The organism is Nocardia sp. 2TAF39 (assembly GCF_052114905.1).
Taxonomy (GTDB): Bacteria; Actinomycetota; Actinomycetes; order Mycobacteriales; family Mycobacteriaceae; genus Nocardia.
Genome location: NZ_JBFRFQ010000014.1, coordinates 1 through 20,975, shown reverse-complemented (window position 1 = coordinate 20,975; position 20,975 = coordinate 1). Strand labels below are relative to the sequence as shown.

16 protein-coding genes are annotated in these 20,975 nt (G+C 63.2%); 11 read left to right on the top strand and 5 right to left on the bottom strand.

Annotated features, from left to right (window positions below; translation table 11 throughout):
* The first annotated feature begins 11 nt into the window (after nt 1-11).
* Entirely contained in the window at nt 12-2,444 is a 2,433-nt protein-coding gene (gene treY, locus AB4Z47_RS10905) for a malto-oligosyltrehalose synthase (RefSeq protein WP_441950006.1), read from the top strand.
* Here treY and AB4Z47_RS10900 read toward each other — a convergent pair.
* A complete protein-coding gene (locus AB4Z47_RS10900) occupies nt 2,441-3,607 on the bottom strand; it encodes a DUF2235 domain-containing protein (RefSeq protein ID WP_441950004.1) in 1,167 nt (388 codons plus the stop codon). The genes treY and AB4Z47_RS10900 overlap by 4 nt on opposite strands.
* A 359-nt stretch (nt 3,608-3,966) precedes the next feature.
* A complete protein-coding gene (locus tag AB4Z47_RS10895; RefSeq protein ID WP_441950003.1) occupies nt 3,967-4,212 on the bottom strand; it encodes a hypothetical protein in 246 nt (81 codons plus the stop codon).
* Nucleotides 4,213-4,299: 87 nt separating this feature from the next.
* Here AB4Z47_RS10895 and AB4Z47_RS10890 point away from each other — a divergent pair, with 87 nt between their 5' ends.
* A complete protein-coding gene (locus AB4Z47_RS10890) occupies nt 4,300-4,734 on the top strand; it encodes a nitroreductase family deazaflavin-dependent oxidoreductase (RefSeq protein ID WP_441950002.1) in 435 nt (144 codons plus the stop codon).
* 59 nt (nt 4,735-4,793) lie between these two features.
* Nucleotides 4,794-6,149 carry a threonine ammonia-lyase IlvA gene (gene ilvA, locus AB4Z47_RS10885; protein ID WP_441950000.1) on the top strand — a complete coding sequence of 452 codons (1,356 nt, stop codon included), beginning with the start codon at nt 4,794-4,796 and terminating at the stop codon, nt 6,147-6,149.
* Between the two features lie 97 nt (nt 6,150-6,246).
* Here ilvA and AB4Z47_RS10880 read toward each other — a convergent pair whose 3' ends face one another.
* From AB4Z47_RS10880 to AB4Z47_RS10870, 3 genes are all read right to left on the bottom strand, one after another.
* Nucleotides 6,247-7,491, bottom strand: coding sequence for a serine hydrolase domain-containing protein (locus tag AB4Z47_RS10880; RefSeq protein ID WP_441949999.1), 1,245 nt, complete (start codon nt 7,489-7,491; stop codon nt 6,247-6,249).
* A 114-nt stretch (nt 7,492-7,605) separates the two neighbouring features.
* On the bottom strand, nt 7,606-9,345 hold the full coding sequence (gene treZ, locus AB4Z47_RS10875) for a malto-oligosyltrehalose trehalohydrolase (protein WP_441950188.1): 1,740 nt from the start codon (nt 9,343-9,345) through the stop codon (nt 7,606-7,608).
* A gap of 290 nt (nt 9,346-9,635) precedes the next feature.
* A complete protein-coding gene (locus tag AB4Z47_RS10870) occupies nt 9,636-10,931 on the bottom strand; it encodes a phthiocerol/phthiodiolone dimycocerosyl transferase family protein (protein ID WP_441949997.1) in 1,296 nt (431 codons plus the stop codon).
* A gap of 129 nt (nt 10,932-11,060) precedes the next feature.
* On the opposite strand from AB4Z47_RS10870, the gene AB4Z47_RS10865 reads away from it, so the two are divergent.
* The 8 genes from AB4Z47_RS10865 (at nt 11,061) to ccrA (ending at nt 20,831) form a co-directional block, all read left to right on the top strand.
* Nucleotides 11,061-11,609, top strand: coding sequence for a TetR/AcrR family transcriptional regulator (locus AB4Z47_RS10865; RefSeq protein WP_441949995.1), 549 nt, complete (start codon nt 11,061-11,063; stop codon nt 11,607-11,609).
* A gap of 81 nt (nt 11,610-11,690) precedes the next feature.
* On the top strand, nt 11,691-11,861 hold the full coding sequence (locus tag AB4Z47_RS10860; RefSeq protein WP_441949994.1) for a hypothetical protein: 171 nt from the start codon (nt 11,691-11,693) through the stop codon (nt 11,859-11,861).
* A 483-nt stretch (nt 11,862-12,344) separates the two neighbouring features.
* Nucleotides 12,345-13,214, top strand: a complete 870-nt coding sequence (gene scoE, locus AB4Z47_RS10855) for a (3R)-3-[(carboxymethyl)amino]fatty acid oxygenase/decarboxylase (protein ID WP_441949992.1) — start codon at nt 12,345-12,347, stop codon at nt 13,212-13,214.
* A gap of 17 nt (nt 13,215-13,231) precedes the next feature.
* Complete coding sequence (locus tag AB4Z47_RS10850; protein WP_441949991.1) at nt 13,232-13,780, top strand: FcoT family thioesterase; 549 nt, start codon at nt 13,232-13,234, stop codon at nt 13,778-13,780.
* A gap of 25 nt (nt 13,781-13,805) precedes the next feature.
* On the top strand, nt 13,806-14,093 hold the full coding sequence (locus tag AB4Z47_RS10845) for an acyl carrier protein (protein WP_441949990.1): 288 nt from the start codon (nt 13,806-13,808) through the stop codon (nt 14,091-14,093).
* A 13-nt stretch (nt 14,094-14,106) separates the two neighbouring features.
* Entirely contained in the window at nt 14,107-18,015 is a 3,909-nt protein-coding gene (locus AB4Z47_RS10840; RefSeq protein ID WP_441949988.1) for a type I polyketide synthase, read from the top strand.
* A gap of 26 nt (nt 18,016-18,041) precedes the next feature.
* The gene (locus tag AB4Z47_RS10835; RefSeq protein ID WP_441949986.1) at nt 18,042-19,574 is read left to right on the top strand and encodes a long-chain-fatty-acid--CoA ligase; all 1,533 of its coding nucleotides are present in this window, start codon (nt 18,042-18,044) and stop codon (nt 19,572-19,574) included.
* A 27-nt stretch (nt 19,575-19,601) separates the two neighbouring features.
* Entirely contained in the window at nt 19,602-20,831 is a 1,230-nt protein-coding gene (gene ccrA, locus AB4Z47_RS10830; RefSeq protein WP_441949984.1) for a crotonyl-CoA carboxylase/reductase, read from the top strand.
* Nucleotides 20,832-20,975: the final 144 nt, after the last annotated feature.

Genomic DNA, 20,975 nt, shown 5'->3' with positions numbered 1-20,975 from the left:
CCGAAATGCCGATGACCACACCCACTTCCACCAAGACGCGCGTGACCGACCCGATCTCCCGGCGCCGCAGTGCGACGCGCCGGACGACGATCCGCAGCACCTACCGGCTGCAACTGCGCCCCGACGCGCTGACCTTCGCCGACGCGCGCGCCATTGCGGAATACCTACAGCAACTGGGCATCTCGCACCTCTATCTGTCGCCGCTGCTGACCGCTGCGCGCGGTTCCACCCACGGCTACGACGTCACCGACCCGACCACGGTGTCCGCGGCCCTCGGCGGACCGACCGGGCTCAAGGCCCTGGCCGACGAGGTGCGCAGCCGCGGCATGGGGCTGATCGTCGACCTGGTGCCCAACCACGTCGGCGTCGCCGACCCGCGACAAAACCCGTGGTGGTGGGATGTACTGCGGAACGGCCGAGAGTCCAGGTTCGCGCGGTACTTCGACATCGACTGGAGCCAGGGCAACGGAGCGGGCGGCAGGCTGGCGCTGCCGGTGTTACAGAGCGAGAACGACCCTGCCGCGTTGACCGTCGACCGCTCGGGAGCAGAGCCGATGCTGGCACTGCATGAGCTGCGCTTTCCGATCGCACCGGGCACCGACGGCGACAACGCCCTTCGCATCCACGACAAGCAGCACTACCGCCTGGTGAGCTGGAAGGCCGGGCTGTGCACATACCGCAGGTTCTTCGCCGTCAGCAGCCTGGCCGCGATCCGCCAGGAGGACCCCGAGGTCTTCGAGATCACCCACCGCGAACTCGCCGCCTGGTGCGAGCACGACCTGATCGACGGCGTGCGGGTCGATCACCCGGACGGACTGTCCGATCCCGCCGGGTATCTCACCCGGCTGCGCCGGCTCATCGGCCCACACCGGCTGCTGCTGGTGGAGAAGATCCTGGCCAACCGCGAGCCACTGGACGCGACGCTCCCGGTCGACGGCACCACCGGTTACGAGGCGCTGGCTGATGTCAGCGGTGTGCTGATCGATCCAGAGGGCGAAAAGGCGCTCACCGAGCTGTCCCGCCGTGTCGCCGGGCACGGCAGCGATCGCGCGTGGATCGGCGAGACGGAGCACCGGATCAAGCGGGCGGTCGCCGAAAGCGTTCTGGCGCCGGAGGTCCGGCGACTGGTGGCCGCGATCAAGCAGGACGCGAACGTCGAGTGCTTCGACACCATGGCGCTGACCAACGCCACCATCGAGGTGCTGGCGTTCATGCCGGTGTACCGGGCGGACTATGCGCCGCTGGCCGGCATGATCGGCGCGGTGATCGCCGAAGTGGAAAAGCGCAACAGCGAGCTCACCGCGCCGCTCGCGGTGCTGGTCGCGGCGCTGGCCGGCGCCGGCGCCGCCGCAGTGCGATTCAGCCAGGTGTGCGGTGCTGTCACCGCGAAGGCGGTCGAGGACACCATGTTCTACCAGGCCGCGCGGCTGGTCTCGCTCCAAGAGGTCGGCGGCAATCCGGCCAGGTTCGGCCACTCACTCAACGAATACCACCTGTCCAACAGTGAACGCGCACAGCGCTGGCCCGCGACCATGACGACGCTGTCGACGCACGACACCAAGCGCGGCGAGGACGTGCGCGCCAGGATCGGCGTGCTCTCCCAGGCCGCGGAGACCTGGGCGCGTAGCGTCGACTCCTGGTTGGAGACCACCCCGGCTCCGGACGGCGCGACCGCACTGTTCCTGTTGCAGAACATGTTCGGCGTGTGGCCCGCGGACGGCCGACCGGCCGCGTCGGTGCCCGGCCTGCGCGAGCGCCTGCACGTATTCGCCGAGAAAGCGATCCGCGAGGCGAACACCAAGACCTCTTGGGAGGAGCCGGACGCCGAGTTCGAGACCGCCGTGCACGGGTGGCTCGACGCGGTGATCGACGGCCCGGTCGGGTCCGAGCTCGGCGACCTGGTGCACGAGCTGGCTCCGCATGCGTGGTCGGACGCGTTGTCGCAGAAGCTGTTACAGCTGTGCGGCCCCGGCATCCCGGACGTCTACCAGGGCTGCGAACTGTGGGAGGACTCGCTCGTCGACCCGGACAACCGCCGTCCGGTCGACTTCGCCGCTCGCGCGGGCATGCTCCAATCACTCACCGGCACACCGGCGCTGGACACCACCGGCGCGGCGAAGATGTGGATCGTCGCCTACGCGCTGTGGTTGCGCCGGGAGCGTCCCGATTGCTTCGTCGGCGGCACCTACCTGCCGCTGTTCGGCTCCGGCGAGCAGGCGGGCCGGGTGGTGTCCTATGCCCGTGGCCGCGCGAACGAAGCCCCGGAGGTGATCGTCGCGACCACCCGACACAGCGTGGGCCTGACCGAAAGCGGTTGGGGCGATACTTTTCTCGACCTGCCAACGGGTACCTGGATCGACCGGCTGACCGGTCACACGTTCCAGGGAAAGGCTCGGCTGGAGAAGCTCTTCACGCGGCTGCCGGTCGCGCTACTGGTTCGCTAGACCTCGGGCACGGTCGCGGCGGTCACCGCGCCGACCTTCTCGAAAAGGGCCTCCGGGAACATGCCGCCGAGCTGCTCGCGCCACCGCACCAGGTTCACGGGGTGGTAGTTCATCTCGTCCTGGGTGCTGGAGGCCAGCCGGACGCACTGGTCGACCGGCGTGGACATGCGGCGCCAGGAATCCCAGTGGAATCGGCGGCTGCGCGGATTCCGCAGGGTCCGCAGCACATTCAGGACGCGGTAGCCGATGCCGAGAGACTCGTGCAACCGCATATGGTCTGCGCCTGCGGTATGGCAGCGCTTGGACAGCTTCGCCAGCCGTTTCCGGTCGAAGGCCAGGCCGACCGACTCCGCCTCCTGGACCATCCACTGCAACGTGATGTCGGACAACCCGCACTCGACGTAGCCGCCACCGATATCGCTGTGCACGCCGGGGAACCACACCTGCTTGACCCGCTCGAACCCGCGACGGTACTTCACGGTCGGCTCGATCGGCACCTCCCACAGGCAGGGTTCGAAGTTGCGCCGCCGCTCGTCGATGGCCAGCGCCTGGCGTGCGCAGTGCACATCACGCGTGAGCTTCACGTCGTGGAACCGGTGCCGCAGCGAGGTGAGCCCGGGCACCCCAAGGGCGCCGACGGTGTCGAACACGCCGAGGAAGTCGATTTTGGCTCTCCTGCAGTACTTCCGGCGGAACTCGTGCCATTCCGGCGGCTCGGGCGGGTCCGGGTTCTGCGGCGTTTTCGCCGGGGGCCGCTGCCGATACATCCGCAGCGCCTCCGGGTACCTGCCCGCGATCATCGCCTCCGGCGTCATGATCCCGATGCGACCGATCAGCGCGGCCAAGCTGCGCGCGGTGAACGCGCCGCGGCTGAAGCCGAAGATGTAGATCTCGTCGCCCTCTTCCCAATTCAGCGCCAGATGCCAGTACGCGGACGAGAGGTTCGCCTCGAGCCCGAGTCCGAACGCGCCGCCCATCAGGCGGTCGGCGAGGAACCCGCGCGCGCCGGGACCGGAGACGTAGGTGACCCACTGCTGAATCGTCTCCCCCGTCGGCCCCGGGGCGTCGAACCGGATCGTCTGCGCGATCTTGATGATGTTCGATACCGTGCTGCTCGACTCGGCCTTCCACGTGCCGTCGCAACACACAACCAAGCGTTTCATGGCCCACATCCTCCCGCCGATCTCCCGTCTACACCTACGTACCCGACTACTCGAATTCATCGCGGACCGGACAGTCGTGCGTTGATCCGCCGCGGCGGCCGGTGCGGAGGCGCCGAGCAGGTCGTCGAATGGGTGCCGAACAGCCGGAACAGGTCGAGGCTGCCCACGCCGACATCCGCAATCTGTCATGACACCGGCCGAGATTTGCGCACCGCGGCGACGTGAGCGGGCATGCCGGACAGCGCGCGGCCCGCGGCGTGGGAGGCAGCAGGCGGGTCGGCGTGGAGCGGCGGCCGGCTGGTGGCGACCGCGGCGCCCCGCCCGGTCTTGCGCGAAGGAGCGATGCGGGGGGCGGAGATCTAGCGGGTGCCGAAAACCCGGGCGGCCCGGGGAGCTTGCCGACGGGCGGCCGACAGACCGACGATCCAGCGCGCCGCGCCGACCGCGGCCGCGGCCAGCACCGCGATCTGCGGCGAGCCGGTGACGAGCACCGAGATCAGCCCGACCACCAGCCCGGCGGCCAGCGCCTCGAGCTTGTATACGGGCCAGGCGGTACCGGCGATCTCGATCGTCGCCGAGGGAGCCGAGGGGTGCACAACCGCCATGTACTCAGGGTAGTCGGAATCGGAAGTTCGGGCCAGCGAACTTTTGTCGCCGGGAACACCGCCGACCGCTTGCGCGTTTTCGCAGACATGCCACTCACAGGTGAATACGAACCGAGTACATCCGACTGGGCCCGCGAGCAAGCCGAGAGGTACGAGAACTCCGGCGGCACCAAGGGAGCGACACTGCAGGGCAAACCCATCATCCTGCTGACCACCAAGGGCGCGAAGACCGGCAAACTCCGCAAGACCCCGCTGATGCGGGTGGAGCACGACGGGGAGTACGCCGTGGTCGCCTCGCTGGGCGGCGCGCCCAAGCACCCGGTCTGGTATCACAACATCAAGGCCGAACCGCACGTCGAACTGCGCGACGGCACGGTGCACAACGACTACACCGCGCGCGAGGTCTTCGGCGACGAGAAGGCGCTGTGGTGGCAGCGGGCGGTCGAGGTGTGGCCGGACTACGCGAACTACCAGACCAAGACCGACCGGCAGATCCCAGTTTTCGTCCTGACACCCAGGTAATCAGGTGTCACTGCCACCCGCCGCAGCACGCCGACGCGGCGGGTGGCAGCATATTTCGGGTGTCCAATCCGCTTGATGACCTCGACGCACTGTCCGGTTCTCGTCCCGCACTCAGCGCGGACGAGATCGATGCTGCCGCCAAGCGAATTGCCGATATCATCGACCCGACCCCGTTGCAGTACAGCGAACGACTGTCCGCGCTGACCGGGGCGAAGGTCTACCTCAAGCGTGAGGACCTCACAGCGGTCCGCTCCTACAAGCTGCGCGGCGCCTACAACCTGGTGATGCAGCTGTCCGAGGTCGAGCGCGCGGCGGGCGTGGTCGCGGCCAGTGCGGGCAACCACGCGCAGGGCGTGGCGTTCGCATGCCAGGCGATGGGGATCACCGGTCGCATCTATGTGCCGGCCACGACTCCGAAGCAGAAGCGCGACCGCATCCGGGTGCACGGCGGCGGGTTCGTGGAGCTCATCGCCGTCGGCGATACCTACGACGCCGCCGCGGCGGCAGCCGCCGCCGACGTAGTCCGCACCGGTGCGACCATGGTGGCCCCGTTCGACGACACACGCACCGCGGCCGGCCAGGGCACCATCGCCCCGGAGATCCTGGAGCAGCTCGGCACCTCCCCCGACCTCGTGGTCATCCCCGTGGGCGGCGGCGGCTGCCTGGCCGGCATCGGCACCTACCTGCGCGAGCGATCCCCACGCACGGCCATCCTCGGCGTGGAGCCCGCGGGCGCGGCCTCGATGACCGCCGCGTTGGTGGCGGGCGGCCCGGTGACGCTGCCGGAGATCGACCCGTTCGTGGACGGCGCGGCGGTGCGCCGGATCGGCGCTGTGCCATTCGCCGCGGTGTCCGGCTTCGGCGGGCAGGTGGTCTCGCATGCCTCGCTACCTTTACTGACCACCACCGAATCCCTCAGTGGCGCAGGCTCTTTCGGTATGATGCAGGTCAACGAGGGCGCGATATGCACGACCATGCTCGACCTGTACCAGAACGAGGGCATCATCGCCGAACCGGCGGGCGCGCTTTCGGTGACGGCGCTCGCCGAGATCCCGGTGGCCCCGGGCTCGACGGTGGTATGCCTGGTGTCCGGCGGCAATAACGACGTGTCCCGGTACGGCGAGGTCATCGAGCGCTCGCTGGTGCACCGCGGTCTCAAGCACTACTTCCTGGTCGACTTCCCGCAGGAGCCGGGCGCGCTGCGCCGCTTCCTCGACGAGGTGCTCGGCCCCGACGACGACATCACGCTGTTCGAGTATGTCAAGCGCAACAACCGCGAGACGGGCGCGGCGCTGGTCGGCATCGAGCTCGGCGCGCCGGAAGGACTCGGGCCACTGCTGGAACGGATGCGGGAGTCACCGATCCAATGCGAGCGGCTGGACCCCGGCTCGCCCGCCTACCGCTATCTGACCTGAGCGAACCACCACGACAACCGCGCCGACGATCCGCGCGAGCCACTCATGACTTCACCTCGCCGGCGCTCGCTCACGACCGCGCCTCGCTGGCGCTCGCTCACGCCGCCTTCGGCAACTCCTGCACCGCCACGCGGCGGGTCGCACGCAGACAGTTCAGCATGAGTGGCAGCAGCCAGAAGGCCGCAGACTGGTCGTAGCTCAGCTGGCCTGCCGAGAGCCGGTTGTGTACGAAGCCGACCGACAGGCCCAGGCGCGGTTCGGCCCAGCCGAACGAGCCCCCGAGGCCGATGTGCCCGAAACCGGCTCGAGCACCCGGCATCGGCATCGAGTGGTAGCCGAGGCGCCACAGCATCGGGACGTAGAACAGCGCGCGGTCGAGCTGGTAGCTCTCGATGCGGCGCAGTGCCTTGACAGTGTGACCGCCGAGGTACCGGCGCTCGCCCACGCGACCGCCGTTGGCGAGCGCGCCGTACATCGTGGCCAGCGCGGGCGCGGTGCACACGCCGTTGCCCGCGCCGAGTTCGGTGTGCAGGATCGGCGGATCCGTGCCTTCCAGAATGGCTTCCAGACCGGGCAGGAACAGGCAGCGGGTCGCGGCGCCCAGCGCACCAGGAATCCGATGACTGCGACCCAGAACCGCTGCGCCGAGCGGCTTTCCGAGCATGCTCAGCTGAGAGCCCGCCAGCGGCGCGTAGCTGATCGACGCGTCCGCCGGTGGCCTGCCGAGATACATGCCGTCGATGCCGAGCGGCTCGGCGACCTCGGTGCGGAACAGGTCCGCCATGCTCATCCCGGTGATCGCGCGGGCAAGCCCGGCCATCAGCCAGCCGAAGGTGAGCGCGTGGTAGGCGGGAACACCGAGCAGGCGGTCGGGTTTCGCGGCGGCCAGGCGCTCCTCCATGAGCTCGTGGTCGAGCACGTCGGCCAGGCAGGTCGCGATCGGTGCCAGCGCGGACAGTCCCGCCCGGTGCGTCATCAGCTGGCGGACGGTGATCGCGCCCTTGCCGTTGGCGCCGAACTCCGGCCAGTACTCGGCGACCGGGGCGGAGTAGTCGAGCAGCCCGCGATCGGCGAGGCGGTGCATGACCGTGGCGGAAATACCCTTGGTGGCGGAGAAGATGATCGTGCCGGTCTCCTTGGTCCACGGGACGTCGCCTCCGGAGCCGATCCAGATGTCCACCAGCGGCTCCCCGTGCAGGTGCATCGCGAAGGCAGCACCCGCCCCCCGGCGGTTACCGAATGCCCGCGCGAAAGCTCGAACAAATGGTGCGAATTCGGCGGCGACGCTGCCACCCATCCCCGGGGGCAGAACCGCTAGGTCCCCGGAAGCCTCGTTGCTCATCTATTCACGGTAATGGCGTGGATCACACACGGCAACAATTCTGTCTCGGACAGTTGCGGGCCCGCTATCGGGCGGTGGCCGAAAACTACGCCGCGTCTTCGCCTTCCACCCAGCTCACCGTGGTCCGAGCAGCGCCGTCTCCAACAGTGCGAACGAGTGGCCGGGAACGGTTGTCGCGGAAGGACCTACCGTCGGAGGCTCCCAGGACAGCACCGGTATGCCCGCGATGGGCACGGCGGCTCGGTCCTCGGCGAGGTTGCACAGCAGGGCCAGGGTGCCACGGTGCACGACGATCCAGCGCGCCGCCTCGTCGTAGTCGACCGAGATGTGCGTCAGCCACGGGTCGCTCAACTCAGCCCGCTCCCGGCGCAGCCTCAGTAATGCGCGGTAGCAGGACAGCAATCGCGCATGACGCGGTTCGTCCGGTTCGTTCCAGTCCAGCTTGGAGCGCAGGAAAGTCCGTGGGTCCTGGGGATCGGGGACCTCGTCGGTGTCCCAGCCGTGTTCGGCGAACTCCTCTTTGCGCCCGGTGGCGGTGGCGGCGGCGATCATCGGATCGGTGTGCGAGGTGAAGAACAGGAACGGTGTGTGCGCACCCCACTCCTCCCCCATGAACAGCATCGGCGTGAACGGCGCGCACAGCACCAGCGCGGCCTTGATCGCGAGCTGGCCCTCGGTCAGGTAGGCGCTCGGCCGGTCGCCGATCGCGCGGTTGCCGATCTGGTCGTGGTCGCAGGTGTAGGCCAGCAACGCGCTGCCCGGGATCAGGCGCGGGTCGACCGGGCGACCGTGTGTGCGCCCGCGGAAGCTGGAAAATGTTCCGGCATGGAAGAAGCCGTGGGTGAGCGTCTGGGCCAGACAGCGTAGCGAGCCGAAATCGGCGTAGTAGCCCTGACGTTCGCCGGAGACCGCGGTGTGCACGGCGTGGTGTAGGTCGTCGTTCCACTGCCCGGCCAGCCCGAAGCCGCCCGCCGCCCGCGGGGTGATCAGTTTCGGATCGTTGAGGTCGCTCTCCGCGATCAGCGTCAGCGGCCTGCGCACGTGGGCGGCGAGGCGTTCGGTTTCGACGGCGAGTTCGGCGAGCAGGTGGGTGGCGGTGCGGTCGACCAGGGCATGCACGGCATCCAGACGCAGCGCGTCGATGCGGAACTCGCGCAGCCAGCGCAACGCGTTGTCGATGATGTGCCTGCGCACTTCATCGGACTGGGGTCCGTCCAGGTTGACGCTCTGCCCCCAGGTGTTGCGACCGTCCGTGAGGTAGGGCGCGAAACGCGGCAGGTAGTTGCCCGACGGGCCGAGATGGTTGTAGACGACGTCGAGACAGACAGCCAGTCCGCGGGCATGGCAGGCGTTCACGAACCGTTGCAGCCCGTCGGGCCCGCCGTAGCTTTCCTGCACCGCGTACCAGAGCACGCCGTCGTAACCCCAGTTGTGCGTGCCGTCGAAGGCGTTCACCGGCATCAGCTCGACCACCGTGACACCGAGCCGGACCAGATGGTCGAGCCGCTCGATCGCCGCGTCGAAGGTGCCTTCCGCCGTGAACGCACCGATGTGCAGCTCGTAGTAGACCGCACCGGCCAGTGGCCGCCCGGTCCACTCCGCGTCGGTCCATCCGGCCGGGTCGAGGGCGTGCAGCGCCGAGCGGGCGTGCACCCCGTCGGGCTGGCGCGGGGAGCGCGGATCGGGCAGCACGGTGGGATCGTCGTCGAGCAGAAACCCGTACCGGGCTCCGATCGCGGCGGGTAGGTCGGTGCGCCACCACCCGTCCGACGACCGGGCCATCGAGTGGACGACTCCGTCCAGGTCCAATCGCACCAGCTCCGGCCGTGGCGCCCACACCTCGAACAGTGTCACCGCGCCAGCATCCCATGCGCGCCACCGGTCCGCGCGGCGCGGATTCCACGTCTCCGCACCGGCACCGACATCCACGACAAGTGACGTCATAGAGCACCGATTGCCAGGTTGCGCGACAGCCTCGGTTCGGACACGCGCGATCGTACTGGCATCCGGGAGGTGACATCGGTGGCGATGAAGGCCTGCGTCCGCTATCCGAGACCCAGCCGCCGCGCCCGATATCGCGGTGGCCGATGCGGGCCACGAGTCGCGATCAGAGCCGTCGCCGAAAGCGCCTCCGCCCTGGAGAGCTATTCGGCGCGGATCTCCTGCAGTGCCGTGAACAGAGCGAGGCCGATCTTGCCCATCTGCGCGCGACTGTGCAGGGCCGTGTCGTATTCCACCTGAATGGTGAGTCGTCCGCCGACCGTGAAAACGGTGAGCTTCGGCGGCATTCCGGGCCCCATCGCGAAGATGTCGTCACGGATGAAACGAATGCCTTCGGGTGCCGGATGCGCCGGCAGCCTACCGATATTGGAGATGGCAAGGGTTGGTGCGGCAGCCAGGATCGCGGCGGTCACCTCGTCGTGGGCGCGCCGCGCGACGAGCGGGAAACGCGCCGGTTCGCGCCGCTCGAGCGCGGCCCGCATGCCTGCCGCAACCTGATGTCCGACTTCGACCGTGCTCGAGTCGTGCGAAACGATCGCGGGCGTACCAACGCCCGAGGCGCAATTGAGGATCACGCCGGCGGGCAACGGCGGAACCAGCTCGGATCGCACATCCACCGCGTGCCCACAGACCATCGGCAACGGGCCCGTCACCGGCTCGAGCTGCGAACGGACTGCGACCAGAGCCGCGCCACTGAGCAGGCTGTTGACCGAAAGACCATGTGCACGAGCGGCATCGACGAGGGCGTCGGTTTCCTTGGCGTCCAGCTCGATCCGCTGCACGGCGAAGCGGCCGAGTGGATCGCTGCCGACACCGTCGTCCGGCAGGGTACGCGGAGCCGATTCCGGGCCCATCAGCGCGGCGCCCGCCCGCACCTGCTCGAGCCACTCGGTGACCTCCGCGTCGCCGATTACGGCCGTCAACTGGTCGTCGATGGCCTCCGGCAGCTTTCGATCGGATTCCGACCGCGGCGCCGCGGTTCCCGTCGCGTGCGCGGTGTAACGCCGCCACATCTGTTCCATTAGCGCGAAGGCAGATCGGCCGTCGGCGATCCCGTGGTGGATGACCAGGACGAGCTGATCGCGATCCCCGTCGCGCAGCAGGTGGGCACGAAACAGCCCGTCACGCCAATCCCTTGGCCCATTCACCAGATTCAGGTATTCGACTTCGCCACCGTCGATGCTGTCGAGCCGAGGGCGGTATGCGTCGTCTCGGCGGAACCGCATCGTGCCATCGGGATCGGTCACCGGCTTACTGGACAGCAGCGGATGCTCCGCCGCGAGTTCATCCAGCACCAGGCGGAGGATCTCGACGTCGAGTGAACCGTGCACGGTAGAGCCGATGAACAGTGGCATCCCACCGGCCGGCACACTGCCGAGCTTGGTGTCAGAGCCGAAGAAGCTGAGCTCGAAAGGGGAAATCGGTCGCTGCGCGGTCATCTCGTTCTCGTACTTCCGTGTGTTGGAGAAAGCCGCCTTCAACATACAGATGTTTCAAACGCTTGTCATATACACATGTTTGAAACGCTTGCCACAAACAGATGTATGCCGCGCTGATATGGTGCGAATGTGGGAACCCGAGAAGATCTGCTCGCCGCCGCCAAACGATGCCTGGCCGAACGCGGCTATGCGCGCACCACGGTGCGGGATATCGTCGCCGCCTCCGGCTCCAACCTGGCGGCCATCAACTACCACTTCGGCACTCGCGACAAGCTGCTCAACCAGGCGATGATGGAATCCAGCGCGGCCGCTGTCCAACAGATCCTCGACTCGCTCCCCACCGACGCCGACGACCCCACCGACCGCCTACATGCCTTCTTTCAGCAGCTCATCACATCGTTCATCGAAGACCGCGCCCTCTGGTCGGCCAACGTCGAAAGCCTGGCTCAAGCCCTGCACTTCCCCGACCTCCGCACTGAATTCGGCTCTGCCCAAGTCCTCGCCCGCACCGAGCTCGCACGCCAATTCGGCACGGCCGACAAGAACTCCCACCTCGGCGCCGTCCTGCAAACCATGATCGGCGGCCTACTCGCGCAACACCTGGTAGACCCCGACCGCGCCCCCACCGCCGCCGACATCACCTCCGGCCTCCGCGCCCTCGCCCAACTCGCCCTCTAGCCCAAGGCTGACCTCGATCTTCGTCGGGCCTGCGGCCCGACCTACACCATGGCGCGTGCGCTGTTCGGCAACGGTTTGTTCATGGCAGCCAGACCGGGCTGGCTGCGTCAGCGCCGACTTCTCCAACCGACTTTCCATCGCCACCGCATCGCCACCCTCGGCGAGCTCATGACTGACACGATCGATTCCCTCGTGGACAGCTGGCAGCGGATTTCGGCGCGCGGCGTGGACCTCGACGTGCGCGCCGAATGAGCCGTCTCACATTACATGTCGTGGTGCGCGCCCTGTTCGCCATGGACCCCGCGGATACGATGATCCGCCGCTTCATGACGCGGTCGCCACCTCGACCCGGGAAATGTCGGCCCACGGAAGACCATAGGGAATTCCCTACTGCTCGGGTGCGCGCGCCCCACGCCAGACTTGTGATGCAACCAATCTAGTGGTTCCAGACGGGTAGCAGAAATGAATAATGGCTCAGCAGTCAACGCCGCCGCGCTGTTCACGGCATCGGAAGATGGCCGCGCCGGGTCGGACAGCCCTGGAATAGGCCTGTACTGCTGAACTCCTGGGCCGGGCCGCAGAGGGCAGGTTGGAGCCCGCCAACCGCTGGCCCCTCTGCGAGCGGGCCGCACGTCGTATCCGCGCCACTGACAGTGCGCCCTGTCGGCCGCATCGTGGGCCCGGTTGACCGTTGCATGTCACGCACGCGACCGGAGTACACCGAGGAATAGAGATATGAATATCACGCCACAGCAAGATGTCGAGTTCGGTGTTTCCGTTGAGGGGTTTGATCCGTTGAATTCGCACAACGAAGACGTTGACATTATCAGAAGGACCGTCTACGAACAGAAGATCGTTGTTTTGAAGAATCAGACGCTCACCCCATACCAGTTTGTTGCTTTGGGACGGCTGTTCGGTGTGCCCGAAGTGTATTACCAGCCCATGTATCATCATCCCGAGGTCAAGGAGATCTTTGTATCTTCGAATGTGGATCACGACGGTAGAAGAGTGGGTGTTCCGCAGACCGGTAAATTCTGGCATTCGGACTATTCCTTCATGCCGCGCCCATTCTCGATCACCCTCGTCTATCCACAGATTGTTCCCGAGAGGAACCGTGGAACGTATTTCATCGACATGGGACATGCATATTCGATGCTTCCTGAATACCTCAAGTCCGCATTGTCAGGAACCAAGGCTCGTCACAGTGCGAGCCGATACTTCAAAATTCGGCCGACAGATGTGTTTCGGCCCATCGGCGAGGTACTCGCAGAAATTGCTGAAGAAAGTCCGGACGTATTCCACCCAACCATTGTCACACACCCGGTGACAGGCGAGGAGATACTCTATGTGAGCGAAGGTCTGACCCACGAGTTGCTGGACGGGAACGGCACGGTGCTGGATGACAAGCTTCTGCAGGAACTCTTCGAGGCTACCGGACAACGAGATCTTACCTTTTCACATGAGAACATCCACCTGCAGACCTTCGAAGAAGGCGATTTGCTGATCTGGGACAACCGAAGTCTGGTGCATCGAGCACTACACACCAGCAAGCCGGAACCTGCAGTTTCATTCAGGGTGACAGTCATGGACAATCACCCATGGTGAGAAGATAAGAGCAAGTCATGCAAAGCCGAATGCCGCACGCGAAATTCGAAGCGATCCACTGCGACCAGAATTTTCTGGACCGAGTGCTCGAGCCGTACAAGCCCAACTGCCGGTACATTAAAACAGCTGTGGTGGATGTGGATGGCCGTACCGATCGTCTGCGCATCAGCGGCACGTTCAGTATCCCGGAGTCGTGCTACATAGCAGATACCGGACATTTCAATTCTGTAGAGTTCAATATCTGCTACAATCAAATGACGTACTGCCTGATCGCAAAGGCTGTCGACGAATCTTTGATATGCCCATTCGACTCGTGGAGCATGGAGGACTATTGGGAGCGTCAGCTCCCGGATATTCTGATATTCGACTTCCGGAGTAGATTCCGACGACCCATGCTCAGCGCATCCTTCCTCGGGTCCGTCGATTTCGTCCGAGTAGCCCAACGGCATGGTGACCGACCGCTCGTGACAATCGATACGACATGTCAGTTCTCGGACGAATCGGGCTGCAGCTCCGAGGGGTCCGTGAAACTGGCCATCACCAATCCCCCGCTACGTGGACAATAGGGTTCTTGCGGTGGAACCGAGGCCTGTGGACAAGCAGCGGCTGCGTCGCCTGCCGCGGTGGGATCGCGATGTAGTTCTCGAAGGCTTGGTGATCCAGATATTCAAGGACCTGCTACTCATGGAGAAGTCCGACGAACTCCCCTTCGACGAGAACTACTTCGACATGGGGCTCACCTCATTGCAGCTTACAGAGGCAAAAGAACGGATCGAACGAACTCTTGAATGTGAGATCGATACGATTCTCCTCTTCAACAGCCCGACTATTACACACCTCATCGAGCATCTGAAAGACATTATCGTCCGAACCGGATGAACTGGAACGAAATATGATCTGCAACGATTACCCCATCGCGATTGTCGGCATCGGTCTCCGGTTTCCAGGAGGAAACAACTCCCCGGCCGAGTTCGCACAGTTCCTGAAGGGTGGCCGATCCGGGATTACAAAGATGCCTGCAGGGCGATTACCATCCGTTCCGTCCGATGTTTGCACGGACGGCGGCTACCTCGATGACCTCCATGGATTCGACGCAGGCTTCTTCAACATCTCACCGAGAGAGGCAGCATTCGTCGATCCCCAACACCGGCTGACGCTGGAGACCTCATGGGAAGCCCTGGAGAATGCAGGGATCGACCCCAGGACGCTCCGTCATGGGGATACGGGAGTGTATGTAGCCGTCACCGGCATGGATTATGCCATGGAAATAGCCCGGCTTCCGGTTGAGCAAGTCGAACTATACGCAGGCACAGGCATGCTCCATTGTGGCGCCTCGGGCCGAGTCTCGTACTTCCTTGGCCTTCGCGGACCGAGCATGAGTGTCGACAGCGCTTGCGCTTCGTCGCTCGTGGCGGTGCACTTGGCCGTACAGGGCCTGCGCACGGGCGAATGCAGCCTGGCCCTTTGCGGTGCTGCCAACACCATAAGCGATCCGGCTTATCCTGTTATGGCTGGCCGGGCGGGCGTGTTGGCCAAGGATGCCCGCTGCAAGACGTTCGCCGACGATGCGAATGGCTACGTACGCGGTGAGGGCGCTGCCATGATAGCGCTGAAACGCCTCGACGACGCACGCCGCGATGATGACCGAATTCTCGCGATCATTCGCGGTTCCGCCGTGCGTCAAGATGGTGAGAGCGCCGCTCTCATGGCGCCGAACGGCCAGGCTCAGGCATCGCTCATGCAGACAGCGCTCGAGAACGCCGGCCTCACAGCTGGCGACATCCAGTATGTCGAAGCACACGGTACAGGAACTGCGCTGGGCGACCCGATCGAGATCGGTGGTCTCACAGAGGTCTTCTCCCGCACCCGCTCGGTTGACAACCCTGTATTTGTGGGTTCTGTCAAAACGAACATCGGTCATCTCGAATCAGCGGCGGGTATGGCCGGCCTCATCAAGACAGTCCTGCAATTTCAGGACAAAACCATCTATCCCCACCTGAACTGCAGAACGCCGTCACGCCGAATCCCCTGGGAAAAAATTCCGATCAGGATTCCGGTCGAGGCGGTACCATGGGACGCCGTTACCCGTCGTGCCATAGTGAACTCGTACGGTGCAACGGGTACGATTGCGTCCGTCGTGCTCGAGGAAGCTTACCCAGGAAATCACCTCCCACAGCAGTCCGGCTGTACCAACAAAATTCCTGCGATCTTCACATTGTCGGCCAAGGATCCGACCTCTCTGAGAGCGATGCTCAATTCCTATGCAAACCTCCTGAAGGGAACAACGGACCGCGACTTGGTCGACATCTGCTACACGTCGAATGTGGGACGTGCGCACCATACCTGGCGAATCTCGAGTCCCGTCGGTACCGCTGCGGAACTTGCCCAATTCATCGAGCGTCAACGGGAGCAGATTCACCGGCTGCGGGCGAACGGAATTTCGGCGAAAGTCGCGTGCATGTTCCCTGGAGGAGGCTCCCAATACCGCGGCATGGGCCGCACGCTCTACCAAAGATTCCCGATATTCAGGCACCACGTCGACCAGTGCAGCGAGCTATTTTCCGCTCATATCGACTACTCGATCAAAGATGACATCATCGGGAACGGCGAGCAGGACCTACCACCCGGAGCAGGGATACTTACGGCGAGCCTGTTCACATTGGAGTACGCCCTGGCCAGGCTGTGGCTTTCCCTCGGCGTACGACCCAGCGTTCTGGTCGGCTACAGTCTCGGTGAGATCACCGCTGCCACTGTGGCGGGAATCTTCGGTATCGAAGATGCCGTCCGCCTGATCTCCTTCCGTGGCTCACTCCTGGACAAGACCTCACCTGGGTCGATGGCCGCGGTCGAAGCCGCGCCTCGGCAATTGCAGCGCATTCTCGAAGACTTCCCGGATGTATCAATTGCCGCCGTGAACGGGCCCACACAATGCGTTGTTTCCGGCGGTAGCGGGTCCGTAACGAAGATCTCATCGCTTCTCGAAGACAAAGGGTTCAAGGTAACGCGCCTACACGTCCCGGTTGCTTCTCATTCGTCCCTGATGGATGAGATCGCCGCCGACTACCGCGCCTTCCTCTCGACGATCGACTTCGGCGATCCGAAATATCCGATAGCGTCAACTGTGTCGGGCGCCATCGCGAAACCGGAAGAAATGACGACACTCGAATACTGGATCCGTCACCTCCGCAACTCGGTGAACTTCGCCGAAGCCATTCACTCCATTGAAAACCGAGGAAGCCACGTGTTCCTCGAGATCGGACCCGGCACAGAAATGATTGGCATGGGTAGGCAGTGCACCACACGTAACGACCACATGTGGCTCGGAAGCATGCACCGCACCGACCTCGGTGGAAACACGATACTTCACTCGGCATCCCGAATGTACGACGCTGGACTTCAAATTTCCTGGACGGCCTGGCACGACGGCATCCGCGGCAACCGAGTTGTCCTTCCAACCTATTCCTTCCATCGGAAATCATACTGGCTCCCTGGGCCTCATGAGCACACGGATGTCGACTGCTCGATGCTGAGCCACCCACTCCTCGGCACCGAGATTTCTACGGAATCGAAACGAACCACAAGTGTAAGAACCTTTCGAACCCAGGTGAGTTCGTCTCGACCGGCATATCTCGCCGGACATGCGCTCAGTGGCACGCCCGTTTTTCCGGGTACCGGATTCTTCGAGATTCTACTCGCTCTACAAGACACCCTGTTCGGTGAGACCACACGTCAGATCAGAAATCTCAGATTCCATGAACCACTATTTCTTTCGAAAGAAACCACCTCCCTCCGAGTCAGCGTCGAACGGCGCCTCGGAGGTCGGCTGAATGTTAAAATTCTCAGCAGTACCGGAGAGAGTGGAAGCGCGGCGGATCGTGTGCACGTGAGCGCACAGATCGACGAGAGCACGGACAGCGATCTCCTCGATTTCCACAAGGCAATCGATCGGATGCGTTCGACTCCGGCAGCGGATGCGGCAACTGAATTGGTAATGAATTCGGCGGATGTGACCGAATACTACCGTCGACGCGGCGTCGACTACGGCCCTATGTTTCAGACATTACGGCGGGTGACCAGATACGCCGGCGCTACGATCATCGGCGAGCTCGAGGTACCAACTGCAACACTGGTGGACTTCCTGCATCCAGCCCTCCTGGCAGGGGCTTTTCAGAGCATAGCGTGCCTGCTCGGAGATAGGTCGGCGGACAACATCACCTTCGTATCGGCTGGCGCTGAACGGGCCCGTCTTTTCCGGAAACCGCGTGGTTCTGTGCTTCGCAGTGTGTTGCATGTGCTTCACGCTGACGAAGAGAAGATCACGGCCGATCTCGCACTGTTCGATGAGAACGGGGATCCTGTGCTCGGTATGAACAACATTGCATTGCAGCGTATTTCGACAACAACTCCCGCCGGCGCCGAGGTGCACACTTCACGATCCCACATTGTGAGTGGGTTCCAAGCAAACAACGTGGTCGGAGGTGAAACCGCGGCATTCGATCTCCGTGCCTGGAAACGTCTTCCTCTTGAACAACGCCGCCAATCGGTGTGCGCGTTTCTCGCGTCCTGCACAGCCGAATTACTGCACTTTCAACACCCGGACGAGATCCCGGCCGGCGCCACGTTTTTCGAGATCGGAATGGACTCGATAATTGCCGTCAAACTCAAGAACGCGGCCGAAACCGCTTTTCGAATACAGTTGGAAACACGCACGATCTTCGACAATCCCGTCATCGAGGACCTTGCAGAGGTTCTCATGTCGAAGGCGACCAGCAGCACTGCTTCCGAGTCGGGTCCGAGATGACAGAAACGTGCAAAGACTCGGATACATTGGTCGAAACAGCCAAAAGGCAAGCAGCCAACCTGCCGGAAAACGCTGCGATCATCTGCGATGTCCGCTCCTTGACCTATGCCGAACTGGATGCCGAAAGTGATCTGACAGCGAGTGCGCTGGTTGCAGAGGGAGTTCGTAAAGGATCCCGAATTGCGTACCTCGGCAAAGATTCGGAGATTTATTACGACATCCTCTTCGGCTGCGCGAAGTCCGGTGCGGTACTCGTACCGATAAATTGGCGCCTGACGTGTGCGGAGATCAGCCACATTCTTGCCGACTCCACAGCGGAGCTGATTTTCATCGAACAAGAGTTCATGCCTGCAGTAGAGGACATATCCGATGCTCTTCCAGCCCTGAACTCGACCGTTGTTCTCGACGGCCCTGAGACTGGATTCAAGGATTGGAAGCGCCGGAATTCGAATGTGCCCGTAATCGTAGTTGCGCATACCGACGATCCCGTCGTTCAGATCTATACCAGCGGAACGACGGGCCCGCCGAAGGGCGTAGTACTGGCGCACCGAACATTTTTCGCGGTACGCGATATGTTGGCACGAAACAACCTCGACTGGATAGACTGGCAGGCTGACGACAGGAACTTGATCAGTGTTCCCAGTTTCCATATCGGCGGGTTGTGGTGGGCTGTACAAGGCCTCATTGCCGGTGTAACGAACATAATACTTCGCAGTTTGAACAGCGGTGCAGTTCTCGAGGCGATACGCCAACAGGGCGTGACGACCGCCTGTATGGTCCCGGCAATGATGCACATGCTCACAGCCGAACCGAGCGCATCATCGGCAGACTTCGCGACCCTACGCAAGCTCGTGTACGGAGGATCACCGATCTCGGAAGCGCTGCTGACGCGCTGTCGCGCCATGATGAATTGTGAATTCGCTCAGATATACGGGCTCACGGAAACAGGAAACACCGCGGTCTGTCTCCCACCACATGCGCATACAAGAGGCGGCCATCTCCTCAGAGCGGCAGGCCTACCGTACCCGGGAGTCGAAGTTTCCGTTCTCGACAAGCAAGGAAATGAACTCGAAGCAGGTCAGATCGGTGAGATCAGAATCAAATCCCCCGCGTGCATGAGGGAGTACTGGGGACAACCCACCGCCACCGCAGAGACACTCAGGGACGGCTGGGTGCGCACCGGAGACGCTGGGTACCTGGACGCAGACGGGTACATCTACATCTGCGATCGCATCAAGGATGTTGTCATCGTGGCAGGTGAGAACATCTATCCGGCGGAGATCGAGAGACTCCTGGAACAGCTACCCACCGTTGTGGAAGCGGCCGTGATCGGAATACCTGACGAACGATGGGGAGAACGCCTCCACGCAGTTGTCGTCCGGCGCAACGAGGCAGTCACGTACCGACAACTTGCCCAAGCACTGCGCAAGTCGCTTGCCAATTTCAAGATCCCCACCAGCTGGGAGTTCGCGGACAGCATCCCACGCAACCCCAGTGGAAAGGTCCTGAGACGTCGGCTACGACAATCTCACTGCAACGGTCGGGCACCTCTGATGTAACCGTGAGAGATCCAAGGAATTGCTATTGTGAAGCAGATATACGACCTGGGTGAGATGCCACCAACCGGTGTGATACCGGATCAGATGTATGCCTCTGTGATCAGGAGTGATCGGTACGGTCGGCCTGACCAAGCATTTAAAACCGAAATCATCGACGTCCCTCCTCTGGGGCGTGGCCAAGTGCTCGTCTATATGATGGCGGCTGGTATCAATTACAATAACGTGTGGGCGGCTTCGGGAAAGCCGGTCGATGTAATCAACGCCAGGCGAAGCAAGGGCGAGTCCGAGGATTTTCATGTAGGAGGGTCCGAAGGGGCGGGAATAGTTTGGGCGGTCGGCGATGGGGTGCGCGATGTAAGGGTGGGCGACCACGTGGTGGTGTCGCCGGGCTCATGGGACGAGACTGCACTGGATATCAGGGCTGGTGCGGATCCAATTACGTCATCCACTCAGAAAGTCTGGGGATACGAAACCAACTTCGGCGCCTTCGCCCAGTTCGCGCTGGCCCAGGACTATCAATGTATTCCGAAACCCAATCGCGTGTCCTGGGTTGAGGCTGCGGCATATATACTTACCGGCGCGACGGCCTATCGTCAGCTTACCGGTTGGAATCCGAACGTGGTTCGTCCGGGTGAGCCTGTTTTGATCTGGGGTGGATCCGGCGGCCTCGGGTCCATGGCCACGCAAATTACCAGGGTCTTCGGTGGAATCCCTATAACTGTGGTATCGAGCGAGCATCGCGGTGAGTACAGCTTGCAATTGGGCGCGCAGGGCGTGATCAACCGAAGCGACTTCAGTCATTGGGGCCGACTTCCGGACATCGGCGATTCGGATGCATTTGATCTTTGGCTGCAGGACGTCAGGTCATTCGGAACTCAGTTCTGGGAGAAACTGGGAGAACGTCGAGCGCCGACGATTGTGCTGGAGCACATAGGTCAAGACACCATTCCTACATCCATTTACCTTTGCGACAACGCTGGGATGGTCGTAATTTGCGGCGGCACAACAGGCTATCATGGTGATGTTGATCTGAGATTTTTGTGGATGCGTCAGAAACGATTGCAAGGTTCACATTTTGCCAGTACTCGACAATGCCATGAGGTCACCCAGCTCGTCGCACGAGGGTATATCGAGCCGTGCCTGAGCTATGTAGGTTCCTTCGACGAAATAGGTATGGTTCATCAACTGATGTATGACAACGCGCATCCGTCAGGAAATATGGCGGTCCGGATCAACGCACACGCTGAGGACGACTAGTGTGTCGGTCCCGAAATTGCAGCTCTAATTATCTATGGTGTTGGGGTGGCGGGTTTCGGGCGTAGTGATGTCGAGTTCGTACTGGCCGGTGACGAGCGGGACCAGCTTGTCGCATGGTCGCGGGCGGAGTCGTCGCGGTTGGCG

Excerpts from the sequence above, each read along its gene's own strand:
- AB4Z47_RS10895 (WP_441950003.1), bottom strand. The coding sequence starts at position 4,212 with ATGGCGGTTGTGCACCCCTCGGCTCCCTCGGCGACGATCGAGATCGCC.
- AB4Z47_RS10860 (WP_441949994.1), top strand. The coding sequence starts at position 11,691 with ATGGCAGCCAGACCGGGCTGGCTGCGTCAGCGCCGACTTCTCCAACCG.
- AB4Z47_RS10880 (WP_441949999.1), bottom strand. The coding sequence starts at position 7,491 with ATGAGCAACGAGGCTTCCGGGGACCTAGCGGTTCTGCCCCCGGGGATG.
- AB4Z47_RS10900 (WP_441950004.1), bottom strand. The coding sequence starts at position 3,607 with ATGAAACGCTTGGTTGTGTGTTGCGACGGCACGTGGAAGGCCGAGTCG.
- AB4Z47_RS10870 (WP_441949997.1), bottom strand. The coding sequence starts at position 10,931 with ATGACCGCGCAGCGACCGATTTCCCCTTTCGAGCTCAGCTTCTTCGGC.
- scoE (WP_441949992.1), top strand. The coding sequence starts at position 12,345 with ATGAATATCACGCCACAGCAAGATGTCGAGTTCGGTGTTTCCGTTGAG.
- AB4Z47_RS10850 (WP_441949991.1), top strand. The coding sequence starts at position 13,232 with ATGCAAAGCCGAATGCCGCACGCGAAATTCGAAGCGATCCACTGCGAC.
- AB4Z47_RS10840 (WP_441949988.1), top strand. The coding sequence starts at position 14,107 with ATGATCTGCAACGATTACCCCATCGCGATTGTCGGCATCGGTCTCCGG.
- treY (WP_441950006.1), top strand. The coding sequence starts at position 12 with ATGACCACACCCACTTCCACCAAGACGCGCGTGACCGACCCGATCTCC.
- AB4Z47_RS10890 (WP_441950002.1), top strand. The coding sequence starts at position 4,300 with ATGCCACTCACAGGTGAATACGAACCGAGTACATCCGACTGGGCCCGC.